15 protein-coding genes are annotated in these 14,905 nt (G+C 35.2%); 11 read left to right on the forward strand and 4 right to left on the reverse strand.

Annotated features, from left to right (window positions below):
• Positions 1-174: 174 nt before the first annotated feature.
• Positions 175-741: a hypothetical protein gene (locus PXC01_RS09870; RefSeq protein WP_276472135.1), complete on the reverse strand. Its 567-nt coding sequence runs from the start codon at positions 739-741 to the stop codon at positions 175-177.
• 329 nt (positions 742-1,070) lie between these two features.
• Here PXC01_RS09870 and PXC01_RS09875 point away from each other — a divergent pair, with 329 nt between their 5' ends.
• The 6 genes from PXC01_RS09875 to PXC01_RS09900 all read left to right on the forward strand — a co-directional run bounded on the left by PXC01_RS09875 (position 1,071) and on the right by PXC01_RS09900 (position 5,089).
• A complete protein-coding gene (locus tag PXC01_RS09875) occupies positions 1,071-2,393 on the forward strand; it encodes a 2TM domain-containing protein (RefSeq protein WP_276472136.1) in 1,323 nt (440 codons plus the stop codon).
• A 607-nt stretch (positions 2,394-3,000) separates the two neighbouring features.
• Complete coding sequence (locus PXC01_RS09880) at positions 3,001-3,285, forward strand: 2TM domain-containing protein (protein ID WP_276472137.1); 285 nt, start codon at positions 3,001-3,003, stop codon at positions 3,283-3,285.
• 18 nt (positions 3,286-3,303) lie between these two features.
• Entirely contained in the window at positions 3,304-3,594 is a 291-nt protein-coding gene (locus PXC01_RS09885) for a 2TM domain-containing protein (RefSeq protein WP_276472138.1), read from the forward strand.
• Complete coding sequence (locus PXC01_RS09890) at positions 3,585-3,923, forward strand: 2TM domain-containing protein (protein ID WP_276472139.1); 339 nt, start codon at positions 3,585-3,587, stop codon at positions 3,921-3,923. Before PXC01_RS09885 ends, PXC01_RS09890 begins: the two co-directional genes overlap by 10 nt.
• 1 nt (position 3,924) lies before the next feature.
• On the forward strand, positions 3,925-4,284 hold the full coding sequence (locus PXC01_RS09895; protein ID WP_276472140.1) for a 2TM domain-containing protein: 360 nt from the start codon (positions 3,925-3,927) through the stop codon (positions 4,282-4,284).
• A gap of 40 nt (positions 4,285-4,324) precedes the next feature.
• Positions 4,325-5,089: a LytR/AlgR family response regulator transcription factor gene (locus PXC01_RS09900; protein WP_276472141.1), complete on the forward strand. Its 765-nt coding sequence runs from the start codon at positions 4,325-4,327 to the stop codon at positions 5,087-5,089.
• A gap of 24 nt (positions 5,090-5,113) precedes the next feature.
• On the opposite strand, the gene PXC01_RS09905 is transcribed toward PXC01_RS09900, so the two are convergent.
• Positions 5,114-6,322 carry an LETM1-related biofilm-associated protein gene (locus PXC01_RS09905; protein ID WP_276472142.1) on the reverse strand — a complete coding sequence of 403 codons (1,209 nt, stop codon included), beginning with the start codon at positions 6,320-6,322 and terminating at the stop codon, positions 5,114-5,116.
• Between the two features lie 202 nt (positions 6,323-6,524).
• Between PXC01_RS09905 and PXC01_RS09910 the strand changes: the two genes are divergently transcribed.
• The 3 genes from PXC01_RS09910 (at position 6,525) to PXC01_RS09920 (ending at position 9,438) form a co-directional block, all read left to right on the forward strand.
• Positions 6,525-7,235 carry a DUF4331 family protein gene (locus tag PXC01_RS09910; RefSeq protein WP_058103121.1) on the forward strand — a complete coding sequence of 237 codons (711 nt, stop codon included), beginning with the start codon at positions 6,525-6,527 and terminating at the stop codon, positions 7,233-7,235.
• Between the two features lie 22 nt (positions 7,236-7,257).
• On the forward strand, positions 7,258-8,028 hold the full coding sequence (locus PXC01_RS09915) for a DUF4331 family protein (RefSeq protein WP_276472143.1): 771 nt from the start codon (positions 7,258-7,260) through the stop codon (positions 8,026-8,028).
• Positions 8,029-8,160: 132 nt separating this feature from the next.
• Entirely contained in the window at positions 8,161-9,438 is a 1,278-nt protein-coding gene (locus PXC01_RS09920; protein ID WP_276472144.1) for a tetratricopeptide repeat protein, read from the forward strand.
• 348 nt (positions 9,439-9,786) lie between these two features.
• On the opposite strand, the gene PXC01_RS09925 is transcribed toward PXC01_RS09920, so the two are convergent.
• Entirely contained in the window at positions 9,787-12,030 is a 2,244-nt protein-coding gene (locus tag PXC01_RS09925) for an efflux RND transporter permease subunit (protein WP_276472145.1), read from the reverse strand.
• 130 nt (positions 12,031-12,160) lie between these two features.
• Positions 12,161-12,952 (reverse strand): DUF547 domain-containing protein, encoded by a 792-nt coding sequence (locus PXC01_RS09930; protein ID WP_276472146.1) that lies wholly within the window; start codon positions 12,950-12,952, stop codon positions 12,161-12,163.
• Between the two features lie 208 nt (positions 12,953-13,160).
• On the opposite strand from PXC01_RS09930, the gene PXC01_RS09935 reads away from it, so the two are divergent.
• Positions 13,161-13,865, forward strand: coding sequence for a glycosyltransferase (locus tag PXC01_RS09935; protein WP_276472147.1), 705 nt, complete (start codon positions 13,161-13,163; stop codon positions 13,863-13,865).
• Positions 13,858-14,901: a VOC family protein gene (locus PXC01_RS09940; RefSeq protein ID WP_276472148.1), complete on the forward strand. Its 1,044-nt coding sequence runs from the start codon at positions 13,858-13,860 to the stop codon at positions 14,899-14,901. The genes PXC01_RS09935 and PXC01_RS09940 overlap by 8 nt, the downstream gene beginning before the upstream one ends.
• Positions 14,902-14,905 lie beyond the last annotated feature (4 nt).

Raw genomic sequence — 14,905 nt, forward strand, 5'->3', positions numbered from 1 at the left:
GTCTGCGCACGAAGCTAAAGCTTATTGTTTAGTTTTATTTTTTCTTGTTCAAAGCTAAATCCATAAGATTTAGCGACTCTATAAATATACACAGACCATTCGTTTTAGCTCTAAAGTCCGCATTACGTTTAGGTTTTGTTGTAACCAGTTTTTCCGCGTACAATTTCATATTTTTTAGCGGTCCCAGCCATCTATTAGATATTCTATCTCCGTTAGTTTTTCTTTTTCTTTTCCATTTTCAGATTCAAACCATAGTTCAAATCTTGCGGGATAAAATTTTTCGAAAGTCCCTTCATGGATTGCTGTTTCAGATGTATACAAATGGTAATTTCCATCAGCGCTTACAACGGTTTTTCTAGTTCTTTTTGGTAATTCCTTTTCCATTAGTTCTACTTCTCTTTGTGATTCAAAACCTCTGATATATAGATTACCTGGTTGTTTTGATTTATGCCAATAATAGAAAGTATATCCTCCATAACCTGTTCCCGTAATTATTAGTTTTTCGGTTTCAGGTTTAAGTAGTTTTAATGAATCCATTTCGGTTTTTGAAAACCCCTCCATAGTTTTTTTCATATGGGCTAGATTTTCTGGAATTTTATAACTACCAAACTCATTGTCCTCATTAACTTGATTGAATAGAACTCCAATTGCGATTATTATTCCAAAAAACCCAATAAGTACAATTACCCAAAAACTTCGGACAGCTTTAAGAACTATGTTTATAAATTTTGAAGAAGTCATTTAAATTGGTTACAACAATTGTATATATGCACAATTGCACATATATCATATATATATGAATTTTTAAATCTATAAGATTTTTACAGTTTAAGAAAGAAAAATTGTACAAACTTACATCTATTTAAATATGAAAAGCAATAATAAGAATCATAACAATTGGTTGTCACTACAGTTTAGTACCGAAAAAATACAATTGGGACCCTATTTTTTTTGATTTGGAAGAAAAGTCTTCATGTTTGCTTTTGACCGGGGTATTATTAGAAAGAGGTATACTTCTAAAATGAAATCCCTAATTTTAAAAATTAGAAAGCAATAAAAGAAAAAGGTACATGGGTAGTTTTTTAAAGGTGGTAAGAACGGCAATTATCATAACGCTGGTTATGGAATTAGTTCGTTTGCTTTTATCTGATTGGGAAAGCAAAACATTATATAGTGAATTGCAATTTTCGGGAATAGCCTTTCTTTACTCTTTTGCACTTTCTATTGTAAACATGTATTTCAGCGACTATATCTCTAAAAAATATACTTGGGAGAATGAAACCCAAAAACGCTTATGGTACGGTGCTGCAGGCTCAATAATACTAACCGTATGTACATTTGGTCTGGTACGAGCATTTACCGAGGTTTACATTTTTGGGCACAGTTTTAAAGAGTTTGTAGCAGAGGAAAGAGTAGAGTATTATTTCTATGCCTTATTGGTAACTTTGGTAGTTTCCTTATTCTTACATGCCTTTTATTTCTATAAAGCACTACAAGATACCAAAGTTAAAGAGCAGAAAATTATAGCCGGCTCGGCATCTGCAAAGTTCGATGCCTTAAAGAACCAACTAGATCCCCACTTTTTGTTCAATAGCTTAAACGTGTTAACAAGCTTAATTGAAGAAGACCCCATACAGGCACAAAAGTTTACTACGTCATTATCTAAAGTATACAGATATGTGTTAGAGCAAAAGAGCAAAAATCTAATTTCCGTAGATGAAGAACTAAAGTTCGCCAGAACCTATGTACGATTATTAAAAATGCGTTTTGAAGATAGTATCATATTTGAAATTCCGGATGAAGCAACGGATCCAGAAGCCAAAATAGTGCCACTATCATTACAACTACTATTAGAAAATGCGGTAAAGCATAACGTAGTAACATCATCTAAGCCATTACATATTAAAATATATGAGGAAGATGGATATTTATACGTTACCAATAACCTTCAAGAAAAGCAAGTAGTAAAAAAGAGTAGTGGCGTGGGGTTGCAGAATATACGTCAGCGCTACGCAATATTGACAAAAAAGGAAATGCAAATTTTTAAGACCTTGAACGAGTTTAAGGTAAGGCTGCCAATGTTGACCAGCACTATATCTTTTAGAGAAACACAAGATTCACATATTAGTGCCAAGCGCTATGAAAAAGCCAAAAAACGTGTAGAGGAAATAAAAGGGTTTTATGGTAACCTAACTTCGTACTGTATCGTTATTCCTGTTCTGGCATTTATAAATTATAGAACCACCAGTTTTACATGGGTCATTTTTCCTGCTGTTGGTTGGGGAATAGGCCTAATAGCCCACGGATTAAAGGCATACGGATATAACCCTTTGTTCGGAAAGAATTGGGAAGAGAAAAAAATCAAGGAATTGATGGAGAAGGATAACTTCTAAATATATTTTAGCCCAGTTCCGTAAAACTATCCTAAGAGAATAAAATGTCATTGAACTACAGCGTTCCGTGCTTGCCGGCAATATCATCAATTTATAGTATACCCAATAGTTCTTCCAACTAGATATATAGCAGTTATGAAGGTGTTGTCTTTTTTATAGCCAATATAGCGTAACCACAAACGGCCAAAAAATCAGGGTGCACAATAATTTGAATATCAGTTTTATTTACGTTTTAATGTAAAGAGGCGTTGATGTAAAGTTTGCGGCTGAATTTATTGATAAATTATCTCTGCATTTCCTTTTTATGCAAAAGAGCTATTTACACTCCCAGAAGGTAATTTTTGTTTCTAACCATCAAAATTACCGGTATCTATTAAAAATGCATCATAGCCTCCAAACAGCTTTTATACCCTTAAAAAACAGAGCAAGAACAAAATGATAGTACAATAAAATAGTATGGCTTTTAAAGTTTTTGGGCTATAAATACCTCTTTCAACAATTCAGTCATTAAAAATTACAATTGGGTATTTCATTTTTTTAAAACCTGGGTTATCTGCCGAAATTTGAAATATAATAATCAAATAATAGTAACCTAAAACTTATAAAGATGGAAACAGAATTTACAAATAACGATACTTACAAATATCAAAAGGCAAAAGAAAAAGTAGAAGCTATAAAAGGTTTTTATGGCAACTTATTGGCATACTGCATCGTAATTCCAATTTTGGCATATATCAATTATTCAACAACTAATTTTCCTTGGGTAATTTTTCCGGCTTTGGGCTGGGGCTTCGGGGTAATTATGAACGGTCTATATGCCTACGGTTACAATCCGTTATTCAGCAAGAACTGGGAAGAGAGAAAGATCAAACAATACATGCAAGAACTATAACTTAATAAACTGAAGATCATGGAAAACACAAAATATAATAAGGCAAAATTAAGAGTAGAGGAAATCAAGGAATTTTATGGCAAGGTAGCTTCGGCCGTTGTCACTATAATACTGGTTGCAGCGTTAAATTATTACCTTAACGAATGGGAGTATGCTTGGTTTCTTTGGGTAGTATTCGGTTTTAGCATTAGCTTGTTTTTTAAAGCGAATAAAATCTTTAACTTGAATCCGTTTATGAATCGCGATTGGGAAGAAAGAAAATTACAGGAGTTTTTACAACAAGAAGAAAATAAACAAAGATGGAACTAAACGAATTTGAACAATCGGATAAATTGGCCAGAGCTCAAAAAAAAGTCAAAGAATTGAAAGGGTTTTACATTCACTTGCTAGTTTACGTACTGGTAAATTTATTTCTTATGACCATTACAATAATGGGTATTATGTCTGGTGGAGCATCGTTTTCAGAAGCTTTGTTCAACATTGGTACTTTTTCAACTCCGTTTTTCTGGGGTATAGGTTTGGCATTTCACGCCGCAAGGGTTTTTGGCTTCAATCCTTTCTTTAGTAAAGATTGGGAACAGCGCCAGATCAGTAAATATGTAGAGCAGGATAAAAGGGATGCAGAAAAATATAGATAATATGGAAACTAATCTAGCGGACGGCAACTTTGTAAACGAAGATTACCAAAGGTTGTCAAAATATGAAAGGGCAAAGGCGAAAGTGGAAAGTATAAAGCGCCTTTATAACCATCTATTGGTTTTTCTCATTATAAACGTCATTTTATACTTTTTGAGACATAAGTTTGTTTTTATATTGGTAAGTAAAGATGCATTGGGCAATCCTGAGTTTTTAGATTGGATAAATTGGAACGTATATGGCACCACCATTGTTTGGGGAATTATACTGGCCATTCACGCAATTTTTGTTTTAGGTAACATATCTTGGTACATTAAGAAATGGGAAGAACGTAAGATTAAGAAGTATATCAATTCCAACTAAGATTAAGCACAATATTCTATAAATACCATAAAACCAGACCATGAAGACCATTATAATTGAAGATGAAAAACCGGCAGCACGTAGGCTAGGTAGAATGTTAGAAAGTTTGGACCTATCCGTTTCTACAATGTTACATTCCGTAGAGGAAGCAATAGATTGGTTTCAGACCAATGAACACCCAGATTTAATATTCTTGGACATTCAATTATCCGACGGTCTATCATTTGAAATTTTTGATGTTATAGAGGTACATAGCGCCATCATCTTTACAACGGCGTTTGACGAGTATGCATTAAAAGCATTTAAGTTGAACAGTATAGACTACTTGCTAAAGCCTATTGATGACGAAGATTTGGAACAGGCAGTGAATAAATACAGGAAAATGTTCAAATCTGATAATGAGCCAAGTAAGATAGCATTAGACTTTGAAGATATTAAAAAGCTATTGGTAAATCCGTTGGAGCGTGAATACAAAAAGCGCTTTACCGCCAAGGTGGGCCAGCATTTAAAAATTATTAATGCAGAAGATGTAGAGTGTTTTTATAGCGAGAACAAAGGTACCTACGCAGCCACTAAAGATGGCCGTAATTATTTGTTGGATACTACTTTAGAACAGTTGGAAGAAGAATTGAAACCACAAGTGTTCTTCAGGGTAAGCAGAAAGTTTTTTGTGAATATAGAGCATATAAAGGATATTGTATCCTATACAAATTCAAGATTACAGATCAAGTTGAACAATAATGCGGACCACGAAATAATTGTGAGCAGGGAAAAGGTAAAAGACTTTAAGCTTTGGTTAGAGTAGGTAACATGGTTATCAGAATGTAAGTTACTTACGGTATAAATCTTCCTCTTCATCATCAATTCTGTTCTCATCAAATGCCGATGGTAATAACTTAGGTATGAGTTTAATGAAAATTGGAAGCAAAATTGCACCACCAGGCAGAATGAAAATAGCTAAAGACGGGATGCTCTTAAAAATATCCAACAATTGATTTTGAACCTTTTTCTTTTCTTCATCACTTAGGTCACGTATGGTAGACTTTGAAAGTAAGGCTACCAATTCCGCACTTTGCGAAAGTTCTTTAAGCAGACGCTTACTGTTGCGTAGTATTAGCTTTTTAACAATTTTACCCATACTATCGTAAAACTGCTGGGCTAAATTCTTTTCTTTTAAATAAGGAATAATATCAAAATTCAATTTAAAGAATTGGGTAACGTCCGTAATAGATGTAGAGATAACGGTACGATCAAAGCCAAGATCTTCTCCTATACCAAAAATAAATTCAGATTCGGTATAATCCAAAGAATGATCCTCCCAAACGGTTAAACAGGCCATATCCAATAAATATAGGTTTTCCCATTTGTTCTTGTTGTTGACCAACCTTTCTCGGTAATTACCATCAAAGCTGTTCTCCGCACAACTAATATAGGTCAAAGAAGAAGCCAGTAATTGGGAAAGTTTATTGTCATTCCTATTCAACTCCCTAGAACTAAGGGCATCATAGGCAATGTTTATGGCTAGGTACTCAATTTCTTCAGCCTTCTCCTTTAAAGCAATAGTATTGTTTAAGAAATGTTTAAAAAGTAATACGTCAATAAATAATAAAGAATTGGTGATTAGGCTATTAAACGTTTTACTGATAATATTATCTTCAATGTATATTCTAGAGGTCATCAGTTTTTCAAGCTTGGCAGACGTCTTGTTACCGGTAAACCATTTGTCAAAAAAACCTGCTCTACTAATATTAAGTATTTCATAGAACTTAAAAACCTGCTCAATAAAGACCGAATATTCTTCGCCCCCTTCTAGGCGATAGGTAAAAAATAGGGCATGCAGTAAATTAATTTTTGCCTTCTCATCTTCAGAAAGGGTATGCTCCAAATCTATAAACTCCGGTATGCTGGCATTTAGACCATATACAAAACCACTTTTCTTAAGGGTAGCGTATAGCGCTTCAAAAGTTGGGAATGCATCTTGGTGTTTTTGCACCAACGAACCATATTTCTCAATCCAACCAGAGGAAGATGGGTTCATAATCTTAATAATTTAACACCGCAAAGTTAGCTAATTATTAGTTTAAACTTCTTTATAAATAAGTACTTCTATACTATAAATGGTTTTTTTGATGATTTGAATTTTAAGGAATTGGAACATAATTTAATTTTTTTTAAGAAAAAATGAACCTTCCATTTTTATCTCCGTAAGTAAGGGTGATTCTAATCTAAAAAAAGAGATAATGAAAAAATCAAAATTGTTTATGGGACTTGGGGCTTTAGCCCTAGTAGGAGGTCTTTTAGTGGCGGCAGATCATATTGATGCGCCTAGCTCTATGGGAACCACGGCAGATATCGCCGATTTTTATGCGTTTGAACCTACTGAAGGTTCGGACAACACCGTTTTTGCGGTTGATCTTCAATCTAATGTACTGCCAGATTTGGCTTATGGTACGTTCGATGAAAATGTATTACTGGAAATAAATATTGATACCGATAATGATTTGGTAGAAGATTTGGTAATACAAGCCATACCAAGAGATGGTAAAATGTACTTTTTTGGTCCGGTTGCACCAAGTGAAACAGGTTTGAACGGTTCAGTAATGGTAGATGCGCCATTAGGTTCAGTTGACATTTCTGCTGAAACTGCTATTGTAGAAACCACGGATAGTGGAGTTTCTTTATTTGCAGGTCCTAGACAAGATGCTTTTTTCTTTGACTTCTTTCAGTTCAATGAAGTAATTGGTGGTACGGCCCCTTTAGGTTTTAAACCAGCTGGTGATCCAGATTCTACAGATGATGACGATGAAACTGCAGTCGATACTTTTGATGGCGCCAATACAATGGCCATAGTTGTTGAAATTCCTAATAGTCTTTTAGGAACTACAACGGGACAAAATGCTTTGGGTCTAGAAGTATATAAGACTTGGGTAACTACAAATGTTAAGCAATAATAACTTTTTAAAAAATAGTAAGATGAAATTTAAAAATATAAAATATACGTTTTTGTCTCTTTTGGCAGTAGCCGCATTAGCTTCTTGTAGCAATGATGATGACAATACACCAGTAGTGGTTACACCAACATGTGATGATGGTATTATGAACGGTGATGAAACCGGGGTAGATTGTGGTGGTACATGTACCCCGTGTGAAGATGCTATGGAACCAATGGAGCCAGACTTTACAGGTACTTATGCCCAAGTAGATTTTATGGGTAGACCAGGTATCAATACGGTACTGAGTGCAGATGGTGATATTAAAGATGCGCATAACGTGTCTGTTCCTTCAGAAATGGCAGCTAATTTTCAAGCAGATTTTGAAGCTAGGTTAGAGGCATATCATGATGTGTACGCTAACATTTTAGGAGCTGATCCTGCAGATGTAAACTATGAAAACAACATATTAGGTTTAGATGCGCCTACATTAACAGGTTACTTGGCTGCCGATGTTTTAGAAGTTGCACCAAACTTGCCAACAACATACTTTAACCCTGGTACAGATGCAGATGATGACGGTAGAATTTTGGTTCCAGATGGTGATGAAGTTGCTTTGACAGGTAGAACTCCACAAGATGATGTTATTGATGTTTCATTGATTTTATTGTTCGGTGGTATGGAAGGAGACCGTTTTAGTGGTCAAGATACCGATGGTGATGGTATGGCAGATTTACCTAGATTAACCTCAGATGGCGTTGGGCTAACGGCCACTATAGGTACTACTTTCCCATATTTGGGAGCACCAGAATAAGAAGTTGCCTTCACCTTGCTTATTGTTAACGGTAGGTAAGATCGGCACATCCCTAAATTGTTTATGAAAGAGAAGGGAAGGGAGAGTTGAAAAGCTCTCCCTATTTTAAGCGATCCACAAAAAAACAACCTTATGAAATTAATAAAGCTATTAATAGTAGTGTTACTGGTATCATCTTGTAATACTAAGAATCATGATGCAATTGCAAAGAAAGAAGATTACAATAAGTTCTTGGTCGCTAACGAGATAAGAACGACATCAAAATATTTTGACCTTTGGAATTCTAAAATAAGACCAGATAGTATGCAGCTAACCAGTTTTGGTGTAGTAGGCGGGGAGTACAACAGGTATTTTCAACAAACTGGTGATATAGCGTTTTTAAAGAAGGCTGAAAAAAGTTTAAAAAGAGCCGTAGATATTGCCAATATTGGTAAACCGGGTTTTTATAGGGCTCTAGCAAGAAATTACATATCACAGCATCGTTTTAAAGAAGCGTTGCAATTGGCAGATTCTGCAGCGGCAATAGGTGGGGGAAAAAGTGAAACCCAAAGTCTCTATTTCGATGTTCATATGGAATTGGGTAATTACCCATTGGCTGAGCAGTATTTAGATAGCTTAAAAAACATGTCAGATTTCGGTTATATGATTCGTTTGGCAAAATGGAACGATTATAAAGGCGATTTAGATACTACCATTAGTTTTATGGAAAAGGCAAGAGCAAAGGCAGAACTATCGAAAAATAAAGATTTAATGCTGTGGAGCTATACTAATTTAGGTGACTATTATGGTCACGCAGGTAGAATAGAAGATTCATATCATCAATTTTTAAAGGCATTGGAAATAGATAATAACAACGCATACGCCAAAAAAGGTATTGCTTGGATCGTATTCTCTAATGACAAGAATGCACAGGAGGCCATTAGAATTTTAGATTCAGTGACCCAAACCTATAGCGCACCGGATTATTACTTATTAAAAGCAGAAATAGCGGATCATATTGGTGATGACATTGTACGAACTAAAAATTTGGACGAGTATTTTACCAGGGTAAAGAATACCGCTTATGGTGATATGTATAATGCCTATAATCTTGGTTTATATATTGGTGAGACCAAACAATATGACAGCGCATTGATTTTGGCACAACAAGAAGTGGAAAATAGACCCACACCGGAATCTTACAGTTGGTTGGGCTATAGCCTCCTTAAAAATGGGGACAAAGAACAGGCTATGAAGATTATGGATACTTACGTATACGGAAAAACATTTGAACCTGCGCTGCTTTACCAAGCTGCCGAGGTATACAAGGCAAACGGAAAAGAGGTAAGGGTAAAGGAGATTAAAGGAGAATTAATAGGGGCCATTTATGAACTGGGTCCTGGTATGGAAAAGCAAATTCATGATTTGTAATTGTTAGCCCAATTAGTTTCATTTCATGTTTGTTTTAGGTTGGATTGTTTTTTTTTTTCAACGCCACGATGTAAAGTCGTGGCGTTGTTATTATTACGCATTTCATCGAAAATTTGGTTTTTTTTAACAGGCGGATAGATGAAATGCATATATTTACCGACCAAATACATTTAAAATGCCCCAGCATCTTAAATAAATGAACTAAAATTAGTAACCAAGTAAACCAATTAGTGTTATGGAATACCTACTCTTTACATTATGGATTAGCTTAATGATTTTAATGGTCGGAAAAACCATTTTAGCCTACCGGTCTTTGCAAAAGACATTAGACCGTACAAATAATTCAATCTAAATTAATTTTCTAAGTAGTACCGGTAATAATAGTAGATCTAGTATCAAAGCTGTTACTAAGGTTACACTTATGATCAATCCTATGGTTACACTAGGCTGATGTATGGAAAATAACATTACCATAAAGCCGAAGAAAAGAATAATAGTTGTAATTACCAGGGCTCTACCGGTTTGCGCAAAGGTTTTCTCAAGGGCGGCTTCCTTATCCAGACCTTGGCTAATACCCAATTTGTACTTACCTAGAAAGTGAATGGTGTCGTCAACGGCAATACCAAATACAATGGCGAATACCACTGAGAGTGAGGCTTCTAACGGAATTCCTAAAAAACCTAGCATACCACCGGCAAATAATATGGGTAGAACGTTAGGTACAAGTGAAATAAGAAAGATTTTTATATCCTTAAAAACAAAAGCCATGATTACCCCGATCAGTAATAGGCCATAAAGTAAACCTTCAAGAAGACTACTTCTTATGTATTCTGAATTTTTATCCAACAGAATACTTTTGCCCGTTACTTTTATTGTAAGTAGTGTGGTGTCTAATTTTGTTTTGGCGAATAAATCGATATCGTTATAGATAATTTTCAGGTTATCCGTACCTATATCTTGTAATCTACCGTTAATACGGGCAATAGTTTCATCGGTATTTACAAATTTAGCCAACTGTTTACGAGCAAACTTACGTGTGTCTTTTTGATATTTTAAAAATGTTCTTTCATCATTGGGCAAAGAAAAATAGCTAGATTTATTTAGGTTGTTGGCCTTATTAAAGATTTTGTACGGTAGGTTGGCAGATTGTACGTTACCAATACTTTTAAAAGTCTTTAAATAAACCAGTAGCTTTTCAATTTCTACAGCCACTTTAAAATCAGTGACCTTATTGCCTTCAGTGCTCATAACTGCAATTTCCAAGGGCCTAAAGCCGGAAAAGTTATTTTGAAAATAATTAAAATCATTGGCAATTTTACTTTTGGCCGGTAGGGTATTCTTTAATTCTTGGTTGGTTTGTACCAAGTAAATACCCAAAACACAAAGACCGGTGAAAACCACGGTTCCCATTAAAATAGCTTTTGGATAATTTTTGGTAAACGTATTAACTTTTAAAAGATAGTTTACCCAATTCTCAGAGATACTTTTACGCCCGATCAATGATTTTTCAGGAAGAAAAATTAGTAGGGAACCTGTTAAGAAAATAACGGTTATGTAGGCTACAAGAACACCTATTGCCGCATTGATACCAAATTCTTGAATACTCACCAGCCTAGATGATAGTAAGGTTACAAAACCCACTGCTGTGGTTATAGAGGTGAGTAGGGTAGTCATGCCCACTTCTTTAAGGGAAGAGGTAATTGCTTTATATCGTGGTATACCTGTCTGTAATTTACGAATGTAACTGTCCGTTAGGTGTATGACGTCACTTGTACCAACAATAAGCATAAGAACCGGGTAAAAAGCGGCCATTGCATTGAGCTCTTTGCCAAGCCACCCCAATAATCCCATAAACAGTAACAGTGACATGGCAATGGAAAATACAGAGATAAGAACTACCGGCATACTCCGGTATACCAATAAGAGAATGATAAAGACTAAGATAGATGCCACAATTGTAGTGGTCAGCACCTCGCTTTTTTGCATTTCAACTATTGCTTCATAAAAAAATGCCCTACCTAAAATATGATAATCCGGTAAATTGTGTTTTTTTAATGATGCTCTAATAGTATTTAAGAGAAGTTCAGATTGCTTATAGTCCAAGTTATCATCGGTCTCCAATGCCAAAACCAAAGACTTTCTATTTTCATCTATCAGTACATTTATAAATAATGAATCTTCTTTTATCTTCTTCCAATCTTTTTGGTATTGGGAAGGGTCATCAATATGTATAATAGGCAATGTGGTATAGCCAAATGAAGTTTTAAGCGGATAGGAAAGCGAGGTTAAAGAACTACTTTCCAGAACATGAACAAAACTGTTACTTTCTTCTGAAAATGCTTTGAATTCCGTTAGAAATTCTTGTTGAAATACATTTGGTTCGTTCTTTACTGCAATAAGAAGAAAATTGTCGTCGGTACCAAATTCTTCAACGTAATCATTGTAAAACGCCAGATCGGGGTCTTCTTCAGGAAAAAACTGGCTAAAATCGAATGAAAATTGAAGTTCGTCCAATTTAGATACTGCCAATACCCCTAAAAGGACAAATACTAGTATAAAGAATTTTTTAAGGAAACTAAAGTTAACCTTCATAGAAAAGTATAAATCTATTTCGGGTGCAAATTTAATACTCTATTAGCTAATCAACATACTAAGAACCAAATAAGAATATTTGTTATGCAGGGGTAAGTAGTACCTAAAGAACCAAAACACCATGCTATGGCTACAATTCTATAAAATTGTCCAAATATAGGGTCCAGTCATAGTTTGTGTATTCAATATCTACATCTTTTGTAGAAGGTATGATATCGTTTTCTTTCAAGATTTTTTTAATACCGCTTTTTCCGCCAAAATCACCCCTAAACCAATTGAATAATGAAGTAACCTTAACCACATTAGATTCTGTATTGAACTCACTTGTTTTTTCTAAGTGCTTTTTTGTGCCTATTGCTAACTGTTCTGGTAGGCGTTCCCATTCATATATGGCTACTGGCGGACAATCTTTGGCGCCACAGTTCAACGCAAAATGTATATTGTACACAGGTTTTTTAACCCTTAATTTTCGTTCAAATTTGTTAGGGAACCATTTACGTATATAGCCTAAACCATATTCCCATTGAGATTTTCTAATAAGACCGTGTTCAATTTTTGCAAACGACACCATTGCGCCGGCAATCTTAATTTGCTCCAATTTAAAGAAACTGCCACGGTCATCATACAATTCAGGATTATTCTGTAAAATAACCTGTATATAAGCATTGTAAATATTCAACCAAAACGCCAAACGTTTATCATTGGTGGCAAGAGCGGCATCCAATTCCTTAATGGTGGTATTTGCTAAAATATTTTGTATTTCCTGAGTATCTTCTTCTGCCTTAATTTTATGTAAGAAAGATTCTGATAGCTCATTGAAGTCAACGCTATTGGTGCCAGCTTCCGTTTGTGCCTGTAAATTGGTTTTGGCCGTACATGACAATGCAAATAGAATAGCTAGAAAATATAGTCTTAATTTCATAATGTAGTTTTAGGTCACCTTACTTACGTGAATGTATTTGAAAGGTTTGTTTCACCTTGGTCGAGTATATGTTTAATTGATTACGTTAACTTTTTTAAAATTATAAAGCCGGTATTAAAACTATTTTGACCAACTTACGTAAATAAAGACAAGTTGGTACCAATCAAAACAATAATATTAACCAAATTTCTACGAATCAACCCGTTATATGATCAGTATAATTATACCTGCCCATAATGAATATGATAATCTACAGCGGCTTTTTAGTATTGCATGTTTTTTAGAGCATAATAAATTAGTAGAAGTAATTGTAGCATTGTCACCCGGTAATTCTGACGATATTGAATTGCTGGAATGTAGTAGCAAGGTAAAAATACTGCGTTGCAAGAATAAGGGTAGGGCTTCTCAAATGAATGAAGCGGCTAGTTTGGCAGTAGGCAATACACTGGTTTTTTTACATGCAGATGTGGTACCACCTGCCGAATTTATTGATAACATATTGCAAAGTTTAGAAGACGGCTATGATGCAGGATTTTTTTCTTATCGTTTTGATAAGGATAAATGGTACCTGCGAATAAACGCGGCCTTTACGGCTAAAGACGGCTTGTTTACGGGTGGCGGGGATCAATGCCTGTTCATTAGGAAAAAGGCATTTGAACAGCTAGGGCGTTTTAATGAGCAACAGGTGCTTATGGAGGATTTTGAATTTTTTGCAAGGATGAAGAAAGAGCGGATATCTTACACTATAATAAAGAACGATTTGGTAGTTTCGGCACGTAAATATGAATCTAATTCGTATTTACGGGTCAATTTGTCCAATTTCATCTTAGTGGTACTTTTTAAGTTGGGATATCCAGGAAATAAATTAAAATCGCTTCATAATAAATTGATACGCACCCCATATAATGGTTGAAATAATTAACGGTATTCAACAAATAGGCATTGGAGTATCAGATGTCAAAAAAGTATTTAATTGGTATAGAAACCATTTAGGTTTTGATATTTTATTATTTGAAGATGAGGCAGTTGCGTCATTGATGTCTCAATACACCAATAATAAGGTTGAGAAAAGGGAAGCATACCTATCGCTCAACATGACCGGTGGTGGTGGCTTGGAAATTTGGCAATTTAAAGACCGAATTCCCGTAGCATCTGAAAATCCTATAAAATTCGGCGATTTAGGTATATACGCTATGAAGATAAGATGTGGTAATCTTATGAAAATGCATACGTACTTAAAAGAAGTAGGGGTGCTTAATTTATCGCAGATAAACCATACCCATAAGCCAAATTTCTATTTTAACGACCCCTTTGGAAACCGTGTTCAGCTGGTAGAGGATATGTATTCCTTCTCTAAACAGTCTTCATTAAATGGGGGAGTGCTAGGTGCTGTTATAGGGGTAAGCGATATTACGAAATCTATGGGCTTTTACTCTACTATGCTGGGGTATACTAAAGTGGTGTACGATGCAATAGATTCAGTTTTATCCACCGATAAGAAAATGTGCAGAAGAGTAATATTACAGCAAGAACGTACGTCTGTTGGTGGATTTGGAGACCTTTTGGGACCTACGCAGCTAGAACTTGTTCAGCTGTTAGATGAAAGGCCAAACAAGATTTTTGAAAATAGGCTATGGGGCGATTTGGGTTACATTCACCTATGTTTTGATGTATCTGGTATGGCTGTGATAAGGGAAAAGGCGATCAAGAACAACTCTCCTTTTACCGTAGACAGTGCCAACAGTTTTGATATGGGCGATGCCGCCGGACATTTTAGTTATATGGAAGATCCAGATGGCACGTTGATAGAATTGGTAGAGACCCATAAAGTACCTATCTTAAAAGCGCTAGGTTTGTATTTAAACCTAAAGAAAAGAAATCCAAATAAGACCTTACCTAAATGGCTAGTAAAGAGTCTTGCCCTACACAGGGTTAATACAGACCGTTGATTCT

Origin of the sequence: Maribacter huludaoensis (genome assembly GCF_029350945.1) — a bacterium.
Taxonomy (GTDB): domain Bacteria; phylum Bacteroidota; class Bacteroidia; order Flavobacteriales; family Flavobacteriaceae; genus Maribacter; species Maribacter huludaoensis.

Bases quoted from the DNA above. Each gene is read 5' to 3' on its own strand.
- PXC01_RS09895 (WP_276472140.1), top strand. From the start codon at position 3,925: ATGGAAACTAATCTAGCGGACGGCAACTTTGTAAACGAAGATTACCAA.
- PXC01_RS09910 (WP_058103121.1), top strand. From the start codon at position 6,525: ATGAAAAAATCAAAATTGTTTATGGGACTTGGGGCTTTAGCCCTAGTA.
- PXC01_RS09930 (WP_276472146.1), bottom strand. From the start codon at position 12,952: ATGAAATTAAGACTATATTTTCTAGCTATTCTATTTGCATTGTCATGT.
- PXC01_RS09870 (WP_276472135.1), bottom strand. From the start codon at position 741: ATGACTTCTTCAAAATTTATAAACATAGTTCTTAAAGCTGTCCGAAGT.
- PXC01_RS09925 (WP_276472145.1), bottom strand. From the start codon at position 12,030: ATGAAGGTTAACTTTAGTTTCCTTAAAAAATTCTTTATACTAGTATTT.
- PXC01_RS09935 (WP_276472147.1), top strand. From the start codon at position 13,161: ATGATCAGTATAATTATACCTGCCCATAATGAATATGATAATCTACAG.
- PXC01_RS09905 (WP_276472142.1), bottom strand. From the start codon at position 6,322: ATGAACCCATCTTCCTCTGGTTGGATTGAGAAATATGGTTCGTTGGTG.
- PXC01_RS09915 (WP_276472143.1), top strand. From the start codon at position 7,258: ATGAAATTTAAAAATATAAAATATACGTTTTTGTCTCTTTTGGCAGTA.
- PXC01_RS09920 (WP_276472144.1), top strand. From the start codon at position 8,161: ATGAAATTAATAAAGCTATTAATAGTAGTGTTACTGGTATCATCTTGT.
- PXC01_RS09890 (WP_276472139.1), top strand. From the start codon at position 3,585: ATGGAACTAAACGAATTTGAACAATCGGATAAATTGGCCAGAGCTCAA.
- PXC01_RS09875 (WP_276472136.1), top strand. From the start codon at position 1,071: ATGGGTAGTTTTTTAAAGGTGGTAAGAACGGCAATTATCATAACGCTG.
- PXC01_RS09885 (WP_276472138.1), top strand. From the start codon at position 3,304: ATGGAAAACACAAAATATAATAAGGCAAAATTAAGAGTAGAGGAAATC.
- PXC01_RS09880 (WP_276472137.1), top strand. From the start codon at position 3,001: ATGGAAACAGAATTTACAAATAACGATACTTACAAATATCAAAAGGCA.
- PXC01_RS09940 (WP_276472148.1), top strand. From the start codon at position 13,858: ATGGTTGAAATAATTAACGGTATTCAACAAATAGGCATTGGAGTATCA.
- PXC01_RS09900 (WP_276472141.1), top strand. From the start codon at position 4,325: ATGAAGACCATTATAATTGAAGATGAAAAACCGGCAGCACGTAGGCTA.